Here is a 14,917-nt window from a genome sequence, read left to right as displayed (position 1 = left end):
TCGACAATTGTCGCCGCCGCAATGGGTGGCGCTTTCGAATAATTATGAACAGGGGCAAGACAATGAAAACACTGCGTTTCGTGCTGTTGTGTTCAATGGCGATGGTTTTACTACCGGTGCAGACCGTTCAGGCCGAACCGGGTGACTATGGCTTTTGGAAAACACTGAGTAATCTTTTCTATCCAGAATCCGCAAATGACCCGGTGACTTTTTCCGAAACGCAGGGGATGTATCCACTGCAGCAAAAAGTGGCGGGTTTTAACGATGGCTTTAACCCCGGCAATTATGACAATTGGCAGAAGGTCGATGTGCCGCTGAGCAGTGGCGCCATGTGTGGCAATGGCTCGCCGTTCAAATTTTTTGTTTATCGAGTGCCAGATACCAACAACACGGTGTTCTATTTCGAGGGCGGTGGCGCGTGTTGGGACTATGCCAGTTGTTCTGGCCAAGCGGGTATTCGCGGTGCGCGCAATCCGAACGGCATTCCCGATAACTATGTTCAAAATATCAACCTTTTGGATTTCCAAAATTCGGCCAACTTGGGTACAGCCGCGGCATCACCGATAATTTATACCCATCATCCCTACAACCAGTTTAAAACTGGCGAATGGAACATTGTGTATGTTCCCTATTGCACCGGTGATATTTACGTGGGTGATAAAACTGTGGTTTACGAAGACCCCGCGGGCCAAAACGAAGACTTGGTTTGGCACCACAATGGCTTGCGCAATGTGCAGGCTGTGACCTCCTGGGTTAAAAACAATTTGAAAAAGCCAACCCAAATGGCGGTGACGGGCTGCAGTGCGGGCAGTATTGGAGCGTTGCTAAATTACTCCAAGTTGCGGGGTCATTTTGAAAGCAGTTATGGCTATCTAGTGGATGACTCGGGCCCTTTGTACGATGCTCCGCTAACAAGTACGGACAATGAACGCTACCCATCGCTGCCACTGCATCGCGAAGTGTTGAGTTCGTGGACTATGTTTAGCCCATCGGGCAATCCCGCAGACGAAAACCCTATCAATATGCTGCGCGAAATCACCCCGGGATTTGACACTAACCGCTTGGCGAGTTTGTACGGCGGTTTATCGGCTAAATTCCCAAGTGATCGACTTGGCATAACGCACTTTCTTGCCGATGGAAACTTCAGCTCCTATTCCTATGAGCGCTTCTACGACGACATCCAAAATGAGCCGGACGCCAACGAAAAGCTCAATAAATTGCGGGCCAAGTGGCAACAGGATACGGCGGATAATTTAATTCCCCAATTGGCGGCGACAGGAAATTGGAGTTATTACTTCCCCATGTACCGCGACTTTAATGAAAGCCACTGCACCACGGTATTGGACTTCCGCTATGGTGAGATTGAGGAGTTGGGATTGTCGCTATATGACTTCATGAACAATGTGGTGAATTACCGAGGCGGCGCACCAATACGCGCGGTGGAAACGGACAATAGTTCAGACTTTATCAATAATCACGATTGGTTTTACGATTTAGTTGAAGGCCTGTTGTAGGGGCTAGGTAAAACTAAAAGTAAATTGATAGGAAAAGTTAAGTATAAGCGACTGGCAGGCGTTGCCTGCTAGTCGTCATCATCGTCGTCAGTAGCGCTGTTTGCGTTAGTCTCACCTTGATAGGCATCCATGCGCGCCTCCAGCAGCCGCTGGCGCAAGTAGGCCTGTTGAGTCATACCGTCGGGAAATGACGTCATATTTTGTACTTCAGCCACAATGGCCTTTTCCTGCTGTTTATAGTTTTTAAACTCAGGGGTGTTTTCTGGATTGTATTTCGCCGCACTCGCATGAGCCTCGCGTCGAAATTTATCCATCAGCTCGGTTGTGCGGGTTTTAAACTCCTCTTCCGATGCGCTGTTTTTTTCCAGCCATGCCATCTTTAAATGCAGTGCTTCAAAGCCCATCACCGCATTGCTTTGCTCCAGTGATTCAATGTAATCCCACATGGCCTGCGCCTGTTCAGGATCATTGTCGTCACTGTTGAAGTAGGCGCGCATTGCATCTTTATCGGCCTGACGCTTTAAGTAGGCCTGCACTTGGGGATGTTGTAACCAAGGGTGTGAATTCTCGGCGGCGGCAGAGGTTTTTGTGAGCTCATTTGCGGGTTGCTCTGGTGCAGTGCTCTGTGGTCTCAGTTTATGATTGGCGACGCTATTGGGTGCATCCTGCACCTGCATTAATTTGCCAGCGGCTATGGCGATGGCGACGGCGAGTGGAAATCCCCAAACCCATTTTTTATTCACAAAAGCCTCCTGCTATTCAAGGTGCGGCTATGCCGCCGAAGCGTGTGCGCTTAGTATGGGCCAAAAGTGCGATTCCTGCTCGGCATCGATGACGACGAGATCGCCAAACTGTAAAAACACGAATTCACTTTGTGTGGGGCGCAGGAAAATCCAGTCATCAACATTTAATTGCACGCTGTTTGAGCCATTTAACAGGTCTTGATTGGTGGACCGGCCGTAGAGTGCGTTGTAGCTTAAACCCCGTGGAGATTCTGGATGCGCTTTCCAATAGCCGCCATAGGTAAAAAAGCTTTGTGCTTTATTCGGGTCCCAGAGCGCTTGTAGCTTGCCGAGATTAATGCCGGGAATGCGAGTTTCATGGAGCTTTTTCAATACTGGTGTGGCGATAAAGCAAGCGGCGCGGTGGTCTGACAGGGTGGGTAGATCAAAATCCGTAGGTTTGACTAGACAGGAGCCAGCGGCCAATTCGTTAAATGCCCAATGGCCCTGGTTGTAGAGCTGGTAAGTCGGACTGCCGCCGCAATTGAAGGTCATGGTTTCCATCGTCTCGCTGTTGCAATAGTGCGCGATACGTTGCATGGCAGCCCGATAGTGTTGGTGGGCCTGTTGCTGCCAGTGGTGCACTGATCCAGGCAGTTTAACGATGTGCGGCTCATAACCCATGAGCCCGGATAACCGCAACAGCGGGTGTGCATTGATGCGCTCAATCAGAGCATTCAGAGTGTCGAGGTGTGACACGCCGCCGCGATGCAACCCAATATCCAGTTCAATATTGATCCGCATGGGTTGGTGTAATTCATCGGCCAAGGCGGCGTAGGCAGCTAAACGTTCGGGAGAATCGATGAGCCATTGCAATTGCAGGCTAGGGTTAAATGTACTGGTCGAGGCGTGATGAATGCGGTAAAAGTTTTTTGCGGCCTGCACCGGCATGGGTTTGCCCATGAGCACGTCCGCATGGGGCAGTTCGCGCGCAACTTCGTTTAAAAAGGGTTGGTGAAATACCATGAGGCGATGACTGTTGGCCCGCGCCATGACATGCGCAAGCAACGCAGTAGATGGCAGGGATTTGGCAACAATGCGGTAGTTAAAGCGCGATCCAACGTGGTGTGTTAATCGATCAATGTTGTGATTGAGAAGCTGTTTATCGATGATTAACCGCGGCGTTGCCAACGCTAGCTGGTTGAGCTTGGCGCTCAGTTGTTCATAGTAGGGAGTGTGATTGGCGCCGCGATCGTTCGGTTTGATCAGCCAAGCACCCAGCCCGGCGAGGGCGCCTGCGGTGAGTAATTTTCGGCGCGCCAGCAAGGGCGGTTTGTTACGGCGCTCGTCCATGGTGCACTCCTAGCCAAATAGGCCGCGCAAGTAGGGGTTTAAAAATTTTCCCGTGGGATCCAATGCTGCACGCACATCGCAGAAGTCCTGCCAGTGTGGGTAGCGTTGACGCAATTGGTGGCGATCGAGATTGTTCAGTTTGCCCCAGTGTGGGCGGCCACCGTGTTTTATCAGAATGGGTTCAACGGCGTTGAAATAGGGCCGGTAGTCTTCGCTGAAAAAACGGTGTACGGCAATGGAAATACTGTCTTGCTGGTGGAAGGGGCTCAGCCAGATGTCGTCGCCTTTGACGAAGCGAACTTCAATGGGAAAAAACACCTCGGGAAAATGTCGCTCGAGCACCGCGCGAATTTCCGCAACGGCGTTTAGCCCCGTGGCGCGCGGTAGGTGATATTCCATTTCGTTAAAACGCACGTTGCGCTCGGTGGCATAGTTTTGCCAGCTGGGTGCAACGCTGACTTCTTTGTCGAGCGATTTCATGTAGCTGCTCAATACCAATTCGCGTATGCGGGGCGTGGCGCTTAGCCAGTCGCGGATTTGTTTGAGTGTTTCTGCGCCATCGTTTTGATCGAGCTTATCGGTACTGCTGGTGTGCGCATCGGTGATGTCTTGTACATCGGTAAAGCCCATGCCGGAAAAGGGAATGTAGTAAAACTCAACATTGCGATGTCGATCGGCAAGGCCGTCGATGGTCGCCAGAATGTCTTCTATGGGGCGCCATTCGGTGGTGCGTACGAGGTGGTAGGGCTGGGTGTTTTGCAGACGAAAGTCCGTCACCAAGCCCAGGGCGCCCAAATGTACCCGCGCCGCATTAAAAATGTCAGGCTGCTCGGTGGCGCTGCATTGCAGAAGCTCGCCGTCGGCTTTGACTAGGGTCAGGCGTTGGATAAAGCTCGACAGGCAGCCGATAGTGGCGCCGGTGCCGTGGGTGGCCGTGGCCAGCGCGCCGGCCAAGCTTTGCTCGTCAATGTCGGGCATGTTAATGAGCGCCTGACCCTGTTCGGCCAGGGGTGCGCCTAGATCGCCGAGTCTGCTGCCGGCGCTAATGGTGGCGCTCCCGTCGGCGTGGCAATTGACGAATTGCGGCAGTCGCGCGAGTGAAATCAGCGTGTCGTCTGTAGGCACTAAAGCTGAGAAAGAGTGACCGGATCCCACGGGCCGAAGGGTGCCGCGGGCATCGGCCACTAGCTGCTGCAGCGCGACAATAGTGTCGGGCGCTACGCGTCGCTGCGGCAGGCAGGATTGTGAACCCGACCAGTTTTTCCAGCCGATGGGTTTGCGCGCCTGCGCGAGCTGCCACGGTGCTAGGCTCGCTGCCAGACTTAGATGCACCAATTGTCGCAGTAGCGCGCGGCGGCCGAGGGAACCCACAGCTATTCCGCCCCCGTGGCCATAAATTCAATTAGCCGTTCAAAATCTTCCGCAGAGCAATCCATGCACAGCCCCATGGGTGGCATGCCGCGATAGCCTTCCACGACGTGATCAATCATCGTGTCCATACCTTGCGCCATGCGCGGTGCCCAGTTGTGCAGGTCGCCAGTTTGCGGCGCGGTGGGGTTGCCGGTGCCGTGGCAGGCAAAGCAACTGCGCTGGTACAAAGTGGCGAGGTCGGGATCTTGGGGCTGTAGCTTGCGCGGCGCAGGTTGGTTGGCATTGTCGCAGGCGCTGAGTGAGATCACGCAGAGGATTACTGGGAGGATTTGGCGCAAGCCTAGCTGTCGTTGCATGGTTTTTCTCCATTTTGTGCGCCTCTTTGTGCGCTTCCGCTCATGTGGGTCAGCGGTGATAGTAACTGAGCAATTTAAAAAGATAGTCATGATTAACTTTTCGAATACTAGCGGGCAATGAGGCCCTTTGGCAATGGCCATGAAATATCGGTGGGCGATGGGCTGGAATGCGCTGCGTTATATTTGCTGGCGCCAGTAGCTCTGCAGCATGGTCGCGGCTTCCCGCAGGGCGAACTCTGCCGGCATGTCTGGATCTTCCAAAGCCAGCTCGATCGCGCTTGTGGCCATCTGCAGCGTCAGGCGCAGGCGGCGCAGGTTGTCTTTGGCGCGGGTCAGGGGCCAGTGTGCCAGTGCCCATTCACTCATGGCGCGGTGGGATTCCAGCAGTACATCTTGCATCACCGGCAGGGCGCGCAAGGCGCGCATCAGTACCAGCCCCGCCGGCGTATTTGCAGTGACCGCGTAGGTTTCCTCCAGCAGTGGCAGCATATGGTCAATCAGCGCTGTTTGATGGTGTTGATGCCGTTCAGACCAAGCGATCAGCACTTGATTTTGTCGGTCCATGAGGCGCGCGCCCAAGGTATAGAGCAGGGCATATTTGTTGGGAAAGTAGCGGTACAGCGCGGGCGCCGTAATGCCCGCTTGTTCGGCGATGAGATTGGTAGAAATGTTGTCCACACCGACCTCGCTAAGCAACTGCGCCGCCGCTGCCAAAATGCGCTCATAGGTGGCAATGGCGCGCGCCTGCTGGGGTCGATTTTTTTCCAGCAGCAGGGGCGACAGCGGATTATCCGAGGGCATTGGGCGGGGACTCAAGAGTGCGCAGTTCATCCACCCACAGGCGATCGCCCACCATCAGCAGTCCGCGTTCAGCGCCCGTTAAATAGGCGTTTTCGGCAAAGGCTGGGGCCTTGAGATTGGCCGGTTTGGCGTGCGCGCCGCTGCCGTAGGCGGGCATGGGGTTGAGGCGGGTGAGGGTGGGGAAGGGCTCGCCCTGCGGGTGCCGTTGCCCCGTCGTTTGATCCACGGTAGTGACCACGCAGCGTTCACAGGGATAGGCCAGCGCGAGCGAAAAATCACTGTGGCGCAAGCGCGCAATGCGGTGCTCGCTAAAAGCGTTGAGGCCCGTGAGAACGATGTTGGGGCGAAACCGATCCATAGGTACCGGCGCTTCAGTGCCGTCGACGAGGGCGTGATTTAGCGCATCGAGGCTTGCCTGATTGGCGATGAGCAGCGGCGCCATGTCGGCGAACACGGTGTGCGCCGGCCCTAAGTACTCGGGTTTGGCGCGCGGTCGCGGTTGGTCGCTCAGGCGCACCAATCGCAGCGGCGACGTGTGCTTGAGTACCTCGGTTAACCACTGGCCGACGGCGGGGCCCTCGTCCAGCACCTGCACCTCGTCAGACCAAATGTGGGCGGTGATAGGGGTCGGGTCGCCCGAAAAAATTTTCGAAACGCGACATTCACTGTCAGGACTTTGCAGCCAAAGGCCATCGTCGGTGAGGTGCGTGTGTATGGTTACCAGCGCAGGCAGTGTGCGCTGGGTGACGAAGCGCTGGTGTTGGTCGATGATCATCCAGCGGCGATCGTCAGCTAGTCCGCGAATATCGAGGCTGGCGCGTTCGAGTCGCAGGCCGCGCAAACTTTTGACGGGGTAGATGAACAAGTCGGTGACAGTGATGGCCACGGGTGCAATCAGCCTTTGGATTTATTGTCGAAGGCGGCGAGCTGTTCGGCACTGGCCGGTTGCTGGTGCTTGGCTTTCCACTCGCTGTAGGGCATGCCGTACACGCGCTCGCGGGCCTCGTCATAATCGATGTTAATGCCCTTTTCCTCGGCAGCTGCGGCATACCATTTACTTAAGCAGTTGCGGCAAAAGCCCGCCAAATTCATCAGGTCAATATTTTGGGCGTCTTTGCGCTCATCCAAATGTGCCAGTAGGCGGCGAAAGGCGGCGGCTTCCAATTCCAATTGGGTTTGGGCGTCGAGGTCAGTAATTTTAGTCACGATAACAACTCTGAAAATAGCAGGGTGTCCAGTGTATCACCCTCGTTAATTTGGGTGTGCGGCGGCACGATGGCGAGCGCGTTGGCCCAGCTGGTGGACGACAAGACACCGGAGTTTTGATCGGGGTAAGCGGTAATGCCGTTGTCCGTTTGGAGACGCACGCGTAGATATTCTTGGCGAACATTTGAGGCCGGGCGCGTGAAGTTGGTGCGACCTTTTATGCACAGGGGCTGCACGTTGACCTGGCCCTGCTGGCGTTTAATAAACGGCCGCACAAACAAGAGGAAGGTCACAAAAACCGCCACGGGGTTGCCCGGCAGGCCAAAGAATGGCGTCTCGCCAATGCGTCCGAAGGCCAGCGGCTTGCCAGGTTTGAGGGCCAGCTTCCACACGGACAACTCACCCAGCTCAGCAATGCATTGTTTAACGTGGTCTGCCTCACCTACGGACACGCCACCGCTGGTAATGACGAGATCCGCTGATTGTGCCGCCGCCTGCAGGCCCGCGCGAATGGCGGCCGCATCGTCGGGCAGCTGAGTGTGACGCGCGGCTATGCCCAGCTTTGCCAGCAACCCTGTGAGCAGTGGGCCGTTGGAGTTATAAATTTTACCTGGCGCGAGCGGCTCGCCGGCAGGCGTCAGTTCATCGCCAGTGGAAATAATGGCGACTGAGAGCGGGCGCACCACCTCGGCATGGGTTAAGCCAAGGGATGCCAGCAGCCCCAGATCCTGTGGCTGCAATGTGTGGCCGGCGGCCAGCACCCGCTCGCCGGCGCGCAAATCAGAGCCCGCTCGGCGAATGTTGTTGCCCGGCTCCACCTGCAGTGGAAAGCGCACGCGCTCGCCCTCGGTTTCACATTGCTCTTGCATGACCACCGCATCGGCCCCCTCTGGAATCGGGGCGCCAGTAAAAATGCGTGCACAACTGCCGAGCGCCAAGGGTTGTGCGGCTTGGCCGGCGGCGATGCGCTGGCTAATTGCCAGCGGTGATTCCAGCAGGTCGCGGGTGTTGATGGCATAGCCATCCATGGCGCTGTTGTCTTCGTAGGGCACGTTGATGGGGGCGTGCAGATCGCCGGCCAGCGTGCGGCCAAGACAACTGGCCAGCGGGCGCGATTCACGCTCGGTCAAAGGCAGTGCGTGGCGCAGTATGCGGTCGAGCGCGACGTCTACGGGCGTCAGATCGGCCCTCACAGTGGGCTCGCCTTTTGTTGCAGCAACGCTACAAAATTGCAGGGCTTGTGGCGGGCGTCCAATTGCTCGGCAATGAGCTGCCAGCCCGTTTTGCAGGCATTGGTGGAGCCTGGCAAACAAAAGATCACCGTATAGTTGGCCAGCCCAGCCAGCGCGCGCGATTGTATGGTGGAGGTGCCAATATCGCGGTAAGACACCTGCCGAAACAGCTCGCCAAACCCGGTCACTTCTTTATCTAACAGCGGCGTCACCGCTTCGGGGGTGGAGTCGCGCCCGGCAAATCCTGTACCGCCGGTAATCAAAATAGCGTTGACCTCCACCTCGGCGATCCAGGCTGAGCAGGCGGCGCGAATTTGATAGATGTCGTCTTTGACAATGGCTTTGTGGGCCAGCTGATGGCCGGCAGCAGTGAGTTGATCCACCAGGGTGCGCCCCGAGCTGTCAGTATCTTCGGTGCGCGTATCTGACACTGTGAGTACGGCAATGTTGAGAGGGTGGAAATCAGTCATGGGGGTGTCCTTGGGTTAACGGGGCCGCAAGGCCTGTGTGGGCCAGTACAAAATCCGCCACTTGGCCAATGTCGTCTATGGCCAATCGGGGCCCTTCACAGCCGTAGTCGGCGGGCACCAGGGCGGGGTCGTCGGTGGCGATGGCCACTAAATTTCTTGCCTGTTCGGGCAGAGGGGCTAGGGTGTTGGCAGCCCGAATCACCTGAATTTTAGGGTGCTGGGCCAACTTAAAGCCCTCCACTACGACGATATCCACCGGCGCCAAATGGGGCAGCAGATCGCCCAGTTCTGGCTCCGGTTCGTCGCGCAGTTCACGCATCAAGGCCCAGCGCTTGCCCGACGCCAAAAGCACTTCGTGCGCACCGGCCTCGCGGTGCTGGTAGCTGTCGCGCCCCGGTTGATCCACATCGCAGTTGTGGTGGGCGTGCTTCACCGTAGAGACGCGCAGGCCGCGGGCGCACAGTTCGGCCACCAAGCGCGTCACTAAGGTGGTTTTGCCACTGTTTTTCCAGCCGGTAATGCCGATGATTTTCATAGGGTTAGAGGCTTCGGTATCAGGTGGCCGAAGTTTACCAGATAGCGGCACCCTGACGCCGTGACACCGATCAATTTGCCCCGTGTGGTGCGCCGTCAGTGTTTCTGTGCGGGCACTGGGATATACTAGTTCGTTTGAATGAATTGGTCGGCAATTCAGCCACTTATAACGACGACACAGGCAGTTTAGCGCCCATGAGCTATCAGGTACTCGCCCGCAAATGGCGGCCCCGCATCTTCCGAGAAATGGTGGGCCAAGAGCATGTGCTACAGGCATTGATCAATGCCCTGGACCACAACCGCTTGCACCACGCCTATTTGTTCACCGGCACCCGCGGTGTGGGCAAAACCACCATTGCGCGCATTTTGGCCAAGTGCCTGAACTGTGAGACGGGCGTCAGCTCCGAGCCGTGCGGTCAGTGCGGCGCCTGTCAGGAAATTGCCGAGGGTCGCTTTGTTGACCTAATCGAAGTGGATGCCGCCAGTCGCACCAAGGTGGAAGACACCCGCGAATTGCTGGAAAACGTGCAATACGCGCCCACGCGCGGCCGCTACAAGGTCTACCTCATCGATGAGGTGCACATGCTATCTACCAGCAGTTTTAACGCGCTGCTCAAAACCCTGGAAGAGCCGCCGCCGCACGTTAAATTTTTGTTGGCCACCACCGATCCGCAAAAGCTGCCGGTGACGGTCTTGTCGCGCTGCTTGCAATTTAATTTAAAAAACATGAACCCAGAGCGCATCGTGGGCCACTTGGCCTTTGTGCTCGAAAAAGAGCTGGTGCCCTTTGACGACAGCGCGCTCTGGCAGCTGGGACGGGCCGCCGATGGCTCCATGCGCGATGCGTTATCGCTCACCGATCAGGCCATCGCTTTTGGCAACGGCAAGGTGCAAGACGCCGATGTGCGGGCCATGCTGGGCGCCATCGATCAGGGCTTGGTGTACGACATGCTCAACGCACTGGCCGCCAGTGATGGGCCGGCCTTGTTTGCCGCGGTGAATCATTTGGCCGAGCATGCGCCCGATTATCAAGGCGCGTTGGCGGAAATCTTGTCGGTACTGCACCGCATTGCCATCGCGCAGGCCATGCCTGAAGCCATCGACAACAGCTTTGGCGATCGCGAGCGCATCGTGGCGTTGGCGGCACAGATGCCCGCCGAGGATGTGCAGCTCTTTTACCAAACGGCATTGTTGGGGCGGCGCGATTTACCCTTGGCGCCCGACCCGCGCTCGGGCTTCGACATGGTGCTGTTGCGCATGATGGCCTTTAAGCCCCAAGGTGTTGCCGACCTGCCAAAAGCGGCCCTAAGTGCGCCGCCCGCCGGCACCCCAGCGTCTGCCGCGCCGGCACCGGTTGCAGCAACTACTACATCTACGCCTGCTACCGCATCTGCGCCTGCAGCCGCGCCAGCACCCGCGCCGATACCGCCACAGCCCGCGGCTCCCGAGGCTCCCGAGGCTAGCCAAACTGCGGCTGTCGCCTCGGCAGCGATGCCGTCGAGTGAGCCTCAGCAACCTGTTTCACAAGCCGCTCCTCCACAGCCAGCAGCCATGTCGGCAGAGCCTACTGCTGCGCCCGCGCAACCTGTCGCTCAAGTGGCAGAGGTAGCGGTGCACGAAAATACGTCTGTTGAAAATCTTGCCCCTGCGAACGCAGCGGAGTGCCAGGCGCCCGCGCACGACACGCCGCCGTGGGCAGACGACGATGAGGCAAGTTCCAACCTGTATGCCGACGATGAACCCGCGCCTTCGGTGGTTTCAGAGCCTCAGCCCAGCCTGTCACAAGAGCCTCAGCCTAGCCTGTCGCAAGAGCCTCAGCCTAGCTTTTCACAAAAGCCTCAGCCGCGCCCGTCCGCGGTTGAACCTGCTGTTGCGGCGCAAACACCAACTGCCAAAGTCCAATCAGCGCCGCCCGCACCGCAGGTGTCCGCCCCAGAGCCTGCAGCTGTGGTGGCCCCGCAACAGCAAGCTGCGCCGGCCGAGTCACCGCCAAGCATGAATTTGTCTTCGCTCACACCGGAGCACTGGGTGGAATTGTATTTGGCGCTCAAGGTGGGGGGCGTGTTGCAAAGTACCGCCGCCAATAGTTGTTTGGACGCGGTGTCGGGCAACCATTTGCGCTTCACACTCGATCAAGCCAATGCCAATCTGTTTGATGTCAGCCATCAACAGCGCTTGGCCGATGCGCTGACTGCGTATTTTAATGAGCCGGTGACGGTGGAAATCAGCGCGGGCACCGTCACCCGCGAAACGCCCTCGGCTACCGCCATTCGACTGCGGGCAGAAAAGCAGGCGCAGGCGCTCGACAGTGTCAAAAATCATCCGCTGCTCAAACGCCTAGAGGCCACGTTTCAGGCGCGGCTCGATGAGTCCACGGTTGAGCCCCTTTAACTACACGAGTAATGATCTGCACCGGCGAGCAGTAGCAAATCGGTGCACGTAACAACGAGGTAATACGATGTTTGGCAATATGGGCGACCTGATGAAACAGGCGCAACAAATGCAAGAAAAAATGCAAAAGATGCAAGAGGATTTGGCCAGCGCCGAAGTGACGGGCGCCGCCGGTGCCGGCCTTGTGTCGGTGGTTATGAATGGCCGTCACGACGTGCGCAATGTGACCATTGATCCCAGCTTGCTGAGCGAAGATAAAGAAATGCTGGAAGATCTATTGGCCGCCGCTGTGAACGATGCGGTGCGCAAAGTCGAAGAGAAAAACAAAGAAATGATGGGCGCAATCACCGGCGGCATGCCTATGCCACCCGGTTTTAAGATGCCCTTTTAATTGAGCCTGCCCGAGTTGCTGTCTGAATGTTTAGCCCGCTAATTGACGAATTAATGAGTGCCTTGCGCTGTTTGCCCGGCGTCGGGCCCAAGTCGGCCCAGCGCATGGCGCTGCATCTACTAGAGCGCGACCGCGAGGGTGCCGATCGATTGGCTAAGGCCTTGTCGGCGTCCGTCGCCGGGGTGGGCGAGTGCAACCGCTGTCGCACCCTTACCGAGCAACATCAATGCAGTATTTGCAACAACCAGCGGCGCACCAAATCCATGTTGTGTGTGGTTGAGACGCCCGCGGATGTGCTCGCCATTGAGCAGGCGGGCACCTATCAAGGCACCTACTTTGTGTTGCACGGGCACTTGTCACCCATCGACGGCATTGGCCCCAGCGATCTCGGCTTAGATCAGCTGCAAACACTGTTGGCCGAGGGCGATATAGAAGAAGTCATTTTGGCCACCAACCCCACCATTGAGGGTGAGGCCACGGCCCACTACATTTCCGAGCGCGCCAAGCGAGCCGACGTGTCCGTGTCGCGCATTGCCCACGGCGTGCCTTTGGGTGGCGAACTCGAATTTATTGATGGCGGCACACTGGCGCACGCCTTTTCAAGCAGGCAAAAAATTTAATGACCATTGCAACGACACCCATCTGGGTGGATACACAGGCAGAGTTGGAATCACTGTGCGCACGCTGGCAGCAACAGGCCGCCATTGCCATTGATACGGAATTCATGCGCAGTCAAACCTATTATCCACACGCGGGTTTGATCCAAGTGGGCGATGGTCAGGGGTGCTACCTCATCGATCCTCTGGCCATTGATGATTTGTCGGCGCTGGCCACGTTAATGACGCACCCCGGCACCGTCAAAGTGATTCACTCCTGCTCTGAAGACTTGGAAGTATTTCGCTACCTGTTAGATGTTGTACCCAAGCCGATGTTCGATACACAAATTGCCGCGGCGTTTGCGAATTTTGGTTTTTCGCAGGGCTATGCCGCGTTAATTCAGCAGTTGCTGTCGGTGGGCTTAGAGAAAGGTGAGACGCGTTCCGATTGGATGCAGCGCCCGCTGAGTCAGTCGCAATTGCACTACGCGGCACTCGATGTGGCCTATTTGCTGGTGGCCTACGGAAAAATTTTAGCCGAGTTAAAGGCCTTAGGTCGCCTGGAATGGGTGCGTGAAGAGTGCGCCATACTGGTAGCGGCTGCAGAGCAGCCAACAGAATTTGATGACGCTTACACCAAAATAAAGCTCGCGTGGAAGTTGTACCCCGATCAGTTGGCGATCTTGCGGGACGTCTGTGTGTGGCGTGAGCGCACGGCCCGCGAATTGGATATTCCGCGCAATCGGCTAATGAAAGAGGGCGCCGCTTGGGAATTGGCGCGCCGCAAGCCAACCAGTGCAAAGCAGCTTGCAAATATAGAGGGCATGGGCAGCCGTGCTCTGCGCGAATACAGCGACACCCTGTTGGCATTGATAGCCAAGGCCGAAGCCAACGGCCTGCCGGACCGGATGCCCAAACCCTTTACGCCGCGTCAGGGTGAAGTCTTGAAACGCTTTAAGGCCATTGCACAATCGGTGTCGGACGCCCAGCGCATCACTCCGGAAATATTGACCCGTAAAAAAGATTTAGAGGCGTTGGCGCGCTCAGTGTTGGCGGGGCAGCCGCAATTACCTGACAGTTTCACCGGCTGGCGCTATCCTATTATCGGTGAACTATTGCACAGTGAGGCACAGGCTCTGGTTCCCGAATATGCTCCTGATTATGCACCCGAAGATCAACAAGAGACCCCACATGTCTGATGCCATTCAAAACCTATGTGACATCTATCGAAGCCCAAAGGATTCGGAGATGTATTTGTATGTGCGAAAAACCGAGGGGTTGGCGCGAGTGCCCGAGGCGTTGTTGGAAAAATTTGGCAAGCCCGCACACGTGATGACACTCCTGCTGCGCGACGGTCGGAAATTGGCACGCGTGGATGTGGATAAAGTGCGCGAAGCGCTCACTGAGCGTGGTTACTATTTGCAATTGCCGCCGCCGAAAGAGGGTTACATGACAGATATCAACCAACAAAACTCAAAGTTGGTTTAATCCTTGGCCTGGCATCGAGACTACTGGCGAGAAATCCCGCTGGCAGACATGAGCGACAGCCAGTGGGAGGCGCTCTGTGATGGCTGTGGCAAGTGCTGCTTGCAAAAATTGGAAGATGACGACGACGGCGAGGTCTATTACACGCGATTGGCTTGCAATCTATTAGATTTGCATTCCTGTCGCTGTACCGACTACCCCAACCGAGTGGCAAAAGTGCCCGACTGTTTGCAGTTGCGCGCTGAAAAAATTACCGAGTTTCATTGGCTACCCGTGACCTGCGCTTACCGGTTAATTGCTGAAGGGCAGGACTTGCCCGATTGGCACCCGCTGATTTCGGGCTCGCCCGAGTCTATTCACGCCGCCGGTATCTCGGTGCGCGGTCGCGCTCAACCACTGCACACTGTGCCCGAAGATGATTGGCAAGAAGAAGTCGTGCACTGGGTCGATTTGTAAGCGCGAACGTTGTGCTGATTAGATAAATGTTTGGAGAGA

The 14,917-nt window shown here is 56.6% G+C and carries 17 protein-coding genes; 7 read left to right on the top strand and 10 right to left on the bottom strand.

Going from position 1 to position 14,917, the window contains the following annotated elements; all coding sequences use genetic code 11:
• Positions 1-62: 62 nt before the first annotated feature.
• Positions 63-1,514, top strand: coding sequence for a pectin acetylesterase-family hydrolase (locus tag FHS30_RS11090; RefSeq protein WP_183910547.1), 1,452 nt, complete (start codon positions 63-65; stop codon positions 1,512-1,514).
• A gap of 68 nt (positions 1,515-1,582) precedes the next feature.
• Here the strand turns inward: FHS30_RS11090 and FHS30_RS11085 are convergent, their stop codons facing one another.
• From FHS30_RS11085 to mobB, 10 genes are all read right to left on the bottom strand, one after another.
• Positions 1,583-2,257, bottom strand: a complete 675-nt coding sequence (locus FHS30_RS11085) for a hypothetical protein (RefSeq protein WP_183910546.1) — start codon at positions 2,255-2,257, stop codon at positions 1,583-1,585.
• Between the two features lie 27 nt (positions 2,258-2,284).
• Positions 2,285-3,589, bottom strand: coding sequence for a DSD1 family PLP-dependent enzyme (locus FHS30_RS11080; protein WP_183910545.1), 1,305 nt, complete (start codon positions 3,587-3,589; stop codon positions 2,285-2,287).
• A 9-nt stretch (positions 3,590-3,598) separates the two neighbouring features.
• The gene (locus FHS30_RS11075; protein ID WP_183910544.1) at positions 3,599-4,960 is read right to left on the bottom strand and encodes a D-arabinono-1,4-lactone oxidase; all 1,362 of its coding nucleotides are present in this window, start codon (positions 4,958-4,960) and stop codon (positions 3,599-3,601) included.
• A gap of 2 nt (positions 4,961-4,962) precedes the next feature.
• Positions 4,963-5,316, bottom strand: a complete 354-nt coding sequence (locus FHS30_RS11070; RefSeq protein ID WP_183910543.1) for a c-type cytochrome — start codon at positions 5,314-5,316, stop codon at positions 4,963-4,965.
• Between the two features lie 177 nt (positions 5,317-5,493).
• A complete protein-coding gene (locus FHS30_RS11065) occupies positions 5,494-6,117 on the bottom strand; it encodes a TetR/AcrR family transcriptional regulator (protein ID WP_183910542.1) in 624 nt (207 codons plus the stop codon).
• Positions 6,104-7,003, bottom strand: coding sequence for an MOSC N-terminal beta barrel domain-containing protein (locus tag FHS30_RS11060; RefSeq protein WP_183910541.1), 900 nt, complete (start codon positions 7,001-7,003; stop codon positions 6,104-6,106). The genes FHS30_RS11065 and FHS30_RS11060 overlap by 14 nt, the downstream gene beginning before the upstream one ends.
• 8 nt (positions 7,004-7,011) lie before the next feature.
• Positions 7,012-7,323 (bottom strand): DUF1244 domain-containing protein, encoded by a 312-nt coding sequence (locus FHS30_RS11055; RefSeq protein WP_183910540.1) that lies wholly within the window; start codon positions 7,321-7,323, stop codon positions 7,012-7,014.
• Positions 7,320-8,516, bottom strand: coding sequence for a molybdopterin molybdotransferase MoeA (locus FHS30_RS11050; protein ID WP_343049067.1), 1,197 nt, complete (start codon positions 8,514-8,516; stop codon positions 7,320-7,322). Before FHS30_RS11050 ends, FHS30_RS11055 begins: the two co-directional genes overlap by 4 nt.
• On the bottom strand, positions 8,513-9,025 hold the full coding sequence (gene moaB, locus FHS30_RS11045) for a molybdenum cofactor biosynthesis protein B (RefSeq protein WP_183910539.1): 513 nt from the start codon (positions 9,023-9,025) through the stop codon (positions 8,513-8,515). The genes FHS30_RS11050 and moaB overlap by 4 nt, the downstream gene beginning before the upstream one ends.
• The gene (gene mobB / locus FHS30_RS11040; protein WP_183910538.1) at positions 9,018-9,560 is read right to left on the bottom strand and encodes a molybdopterin-guanine dinucleotide biosynthesis protein B; all 543 of its coding nucleotides are present in this window, start codon (positions 9,558-9,560) and stop codon (positions 9,018-9,020) included. Before mobB ends, moaB begins: the two co-directional genes overlap by 8 nt.
• Before the next feature lie 194 nt (positions 9,561-9,754).
• Between mobB and dnaX the strand changes: the two genes are divergently transcribed.
• The 6 genes from dnaX (at position 9,755) to FHS30_RS11010 (ending at position 14,878) form a co-directional block, all read left to right on the top strand.
• Positions 9,755-11,950: a DNA polymerase III subunit gamma/tau gene (gene dnaX, locus FHS30_RS11035; protein WP_183910954.1), complete on the top strand. Its 2,196-nt coding sequence runs from the start codon at positions 9,755-9,757 to the stop codon at positions 11,948-11,950.
• A 67-nt stretch (positions 11,951-12,017) separates the two neighbouring features.
• A complete protein-coding gene (locus FHS30_RS11030) occupies positions 12,018-12,341 on the top strand; it encodes a YbaB/EbfC family nucleoid-associated protein (protein WP_183910537.1) in 324 nt (107 codons plus the stop codon).
• A gap of 26 nt (positions 12,342-12,367) precedes the next feature.
• Positions 12,368-12,961, top strand: a complete 594-nt coding sequence (recR, locus tag FHS30_RS11025) for a recombination mediator RecR (protein WP_183910536.1) — start codon at positions 12,368-12,370, stop codon at positions 12,959-12,961.
• Positions 12,961-14,136, top strand: a complete 1,176-nt coding sequence (rnd, locus tag FHS30_RS11020) for a ribonuclease D (protein ID WP_183910535.1) — start codon at positions 12,961-12,963, stop codon at positions 14,134-14,136. The genes recR and rnd overlap by 1 nt, the downstream gene beginning before the upstream one ends.
• Positions 14,129-14,425: a YcgL domain-containing protein gene (locus FHS30_RS11015; RefSeq protein ID WP_221197261.1), complete on the top strand. Its 297-nt coding sequence runs from the start codon at positions 14,129-14,131 to the stop codon at positions 14,423-14,425. The genes rnd and FHS30_RS11015 overlap by 8 nt, the downstream gene beginning before the upstream one ends.
• Positions 14,426-14,428: 3 nt before the next feature.
• Positions 14,429-14,878, top strand: coding sequence for a YcgN family cysteine cluster protein (locus FHS30_RS11010; RefSeq protein WP_183910534.1), 450 nt, complete (start codon positions 14,429-14,431; stop codon positions 14,876-14,878).
• Positions 14,879-14,917 lie beyond the last annotated feature (39 nt).

The sequence above is a fragment of the Simiduia aestuariiviva genome (assembly GCF_014192475.1).
In the GTDB taxonomy this organism is placed as follows: Bacteria; Pseudomonadota; Gammaproteobacteria; order Pseudomonadales; family Cellvibrionaceae; genus Simiduia; species Simiduia aestuariiviva.
Note: the sequence above shows the minus strand (reverse complement) of the source record. Positions and strands in the feature narration are given on the sequence as shown.

What these genes read in the sequence shown, in the direction of transcription:
- FHS30_RS11070 (WP_183910543.1), bottom strand. Translation starts at nt 5,316, where the DNA reads ATGCAACGACAGCTAGGCTTGCGCCAAATCCTCCCAGTAATCCTCTGC.
- FHS30_RS11015 (WP_221197261.1), top strand. Translation starts at nt 14,129, where the DNA reads ATGTCTGATGCCATTCAAAACCTATGTGACATCTATCGAAGCCCAAAG.
- FHS30_RS11030 (WP_183910537.1), top strand. Translation starts at nt 12,018, where the DNA reads ATGTTTGGCAATATGGGCGACCTGATGAAACAGGCGCAACAAATGCAA.
- recR (WP_183910536.1), top strand. Translation starts at nt 12,368, where the DNA reads ATGTTTAGCCCGCTAATTGACGAATTAATGAGTGCCTTGCGCTGTTTG.
- moaB (WP_183910539.1), bottom strand. Translation starts at nt 9,025, where the DNA reads ATGACTGATTTCCACCCTCTCAACATTGCCGTACTCACAGTGTCAGAT.
- FHS30_RS11090 (WP_183910547.1), top strand. Translation starts at nt 63, where the DNA reads ATGAAAACACTGCGTTTCGTGCTGTTGTGTTCAATGGCGATGGTTTTA.
- mobB (WP_183910538.1), bottom strand. Translation starts at nt 9,560, where the DNA reads ATGAAAATCATCGGCATTACCGGCTGGAAAAACAGTGGCAAAACCACC.
- FHS30_RS11065 (WP_183910542.1), bottom strand. Translation starts at nt 6,117, where the DNA reads ATGCCCTCGGATAATCCGCTGTCGCCCCTGCTGCTGGAAAAAAATCGA.
- dnaX (WP_183910954.1), top strand. Translation starts at nt 9,755, where the DNA reads ATGAGCTATCAGGTACTCGCCCGCAAATGGCGGCCCCGCATCTTCCGA.
- rnd (WP_183910535.1), top strand. Translation starts at nt 12,961, where the DNA reads ATGACCATTGCAACGACACCCATCTGGGTGGATACACAGGCAGAGTTG.
- FHS30_RS11080 (WP_183910545.1), bottom strand. Translation starts at nt 3,589, where the DNA reads ATGGACGAGCGCCGTAACAAACCGCCCTTGCTGGCGCGCCGAAAATTA.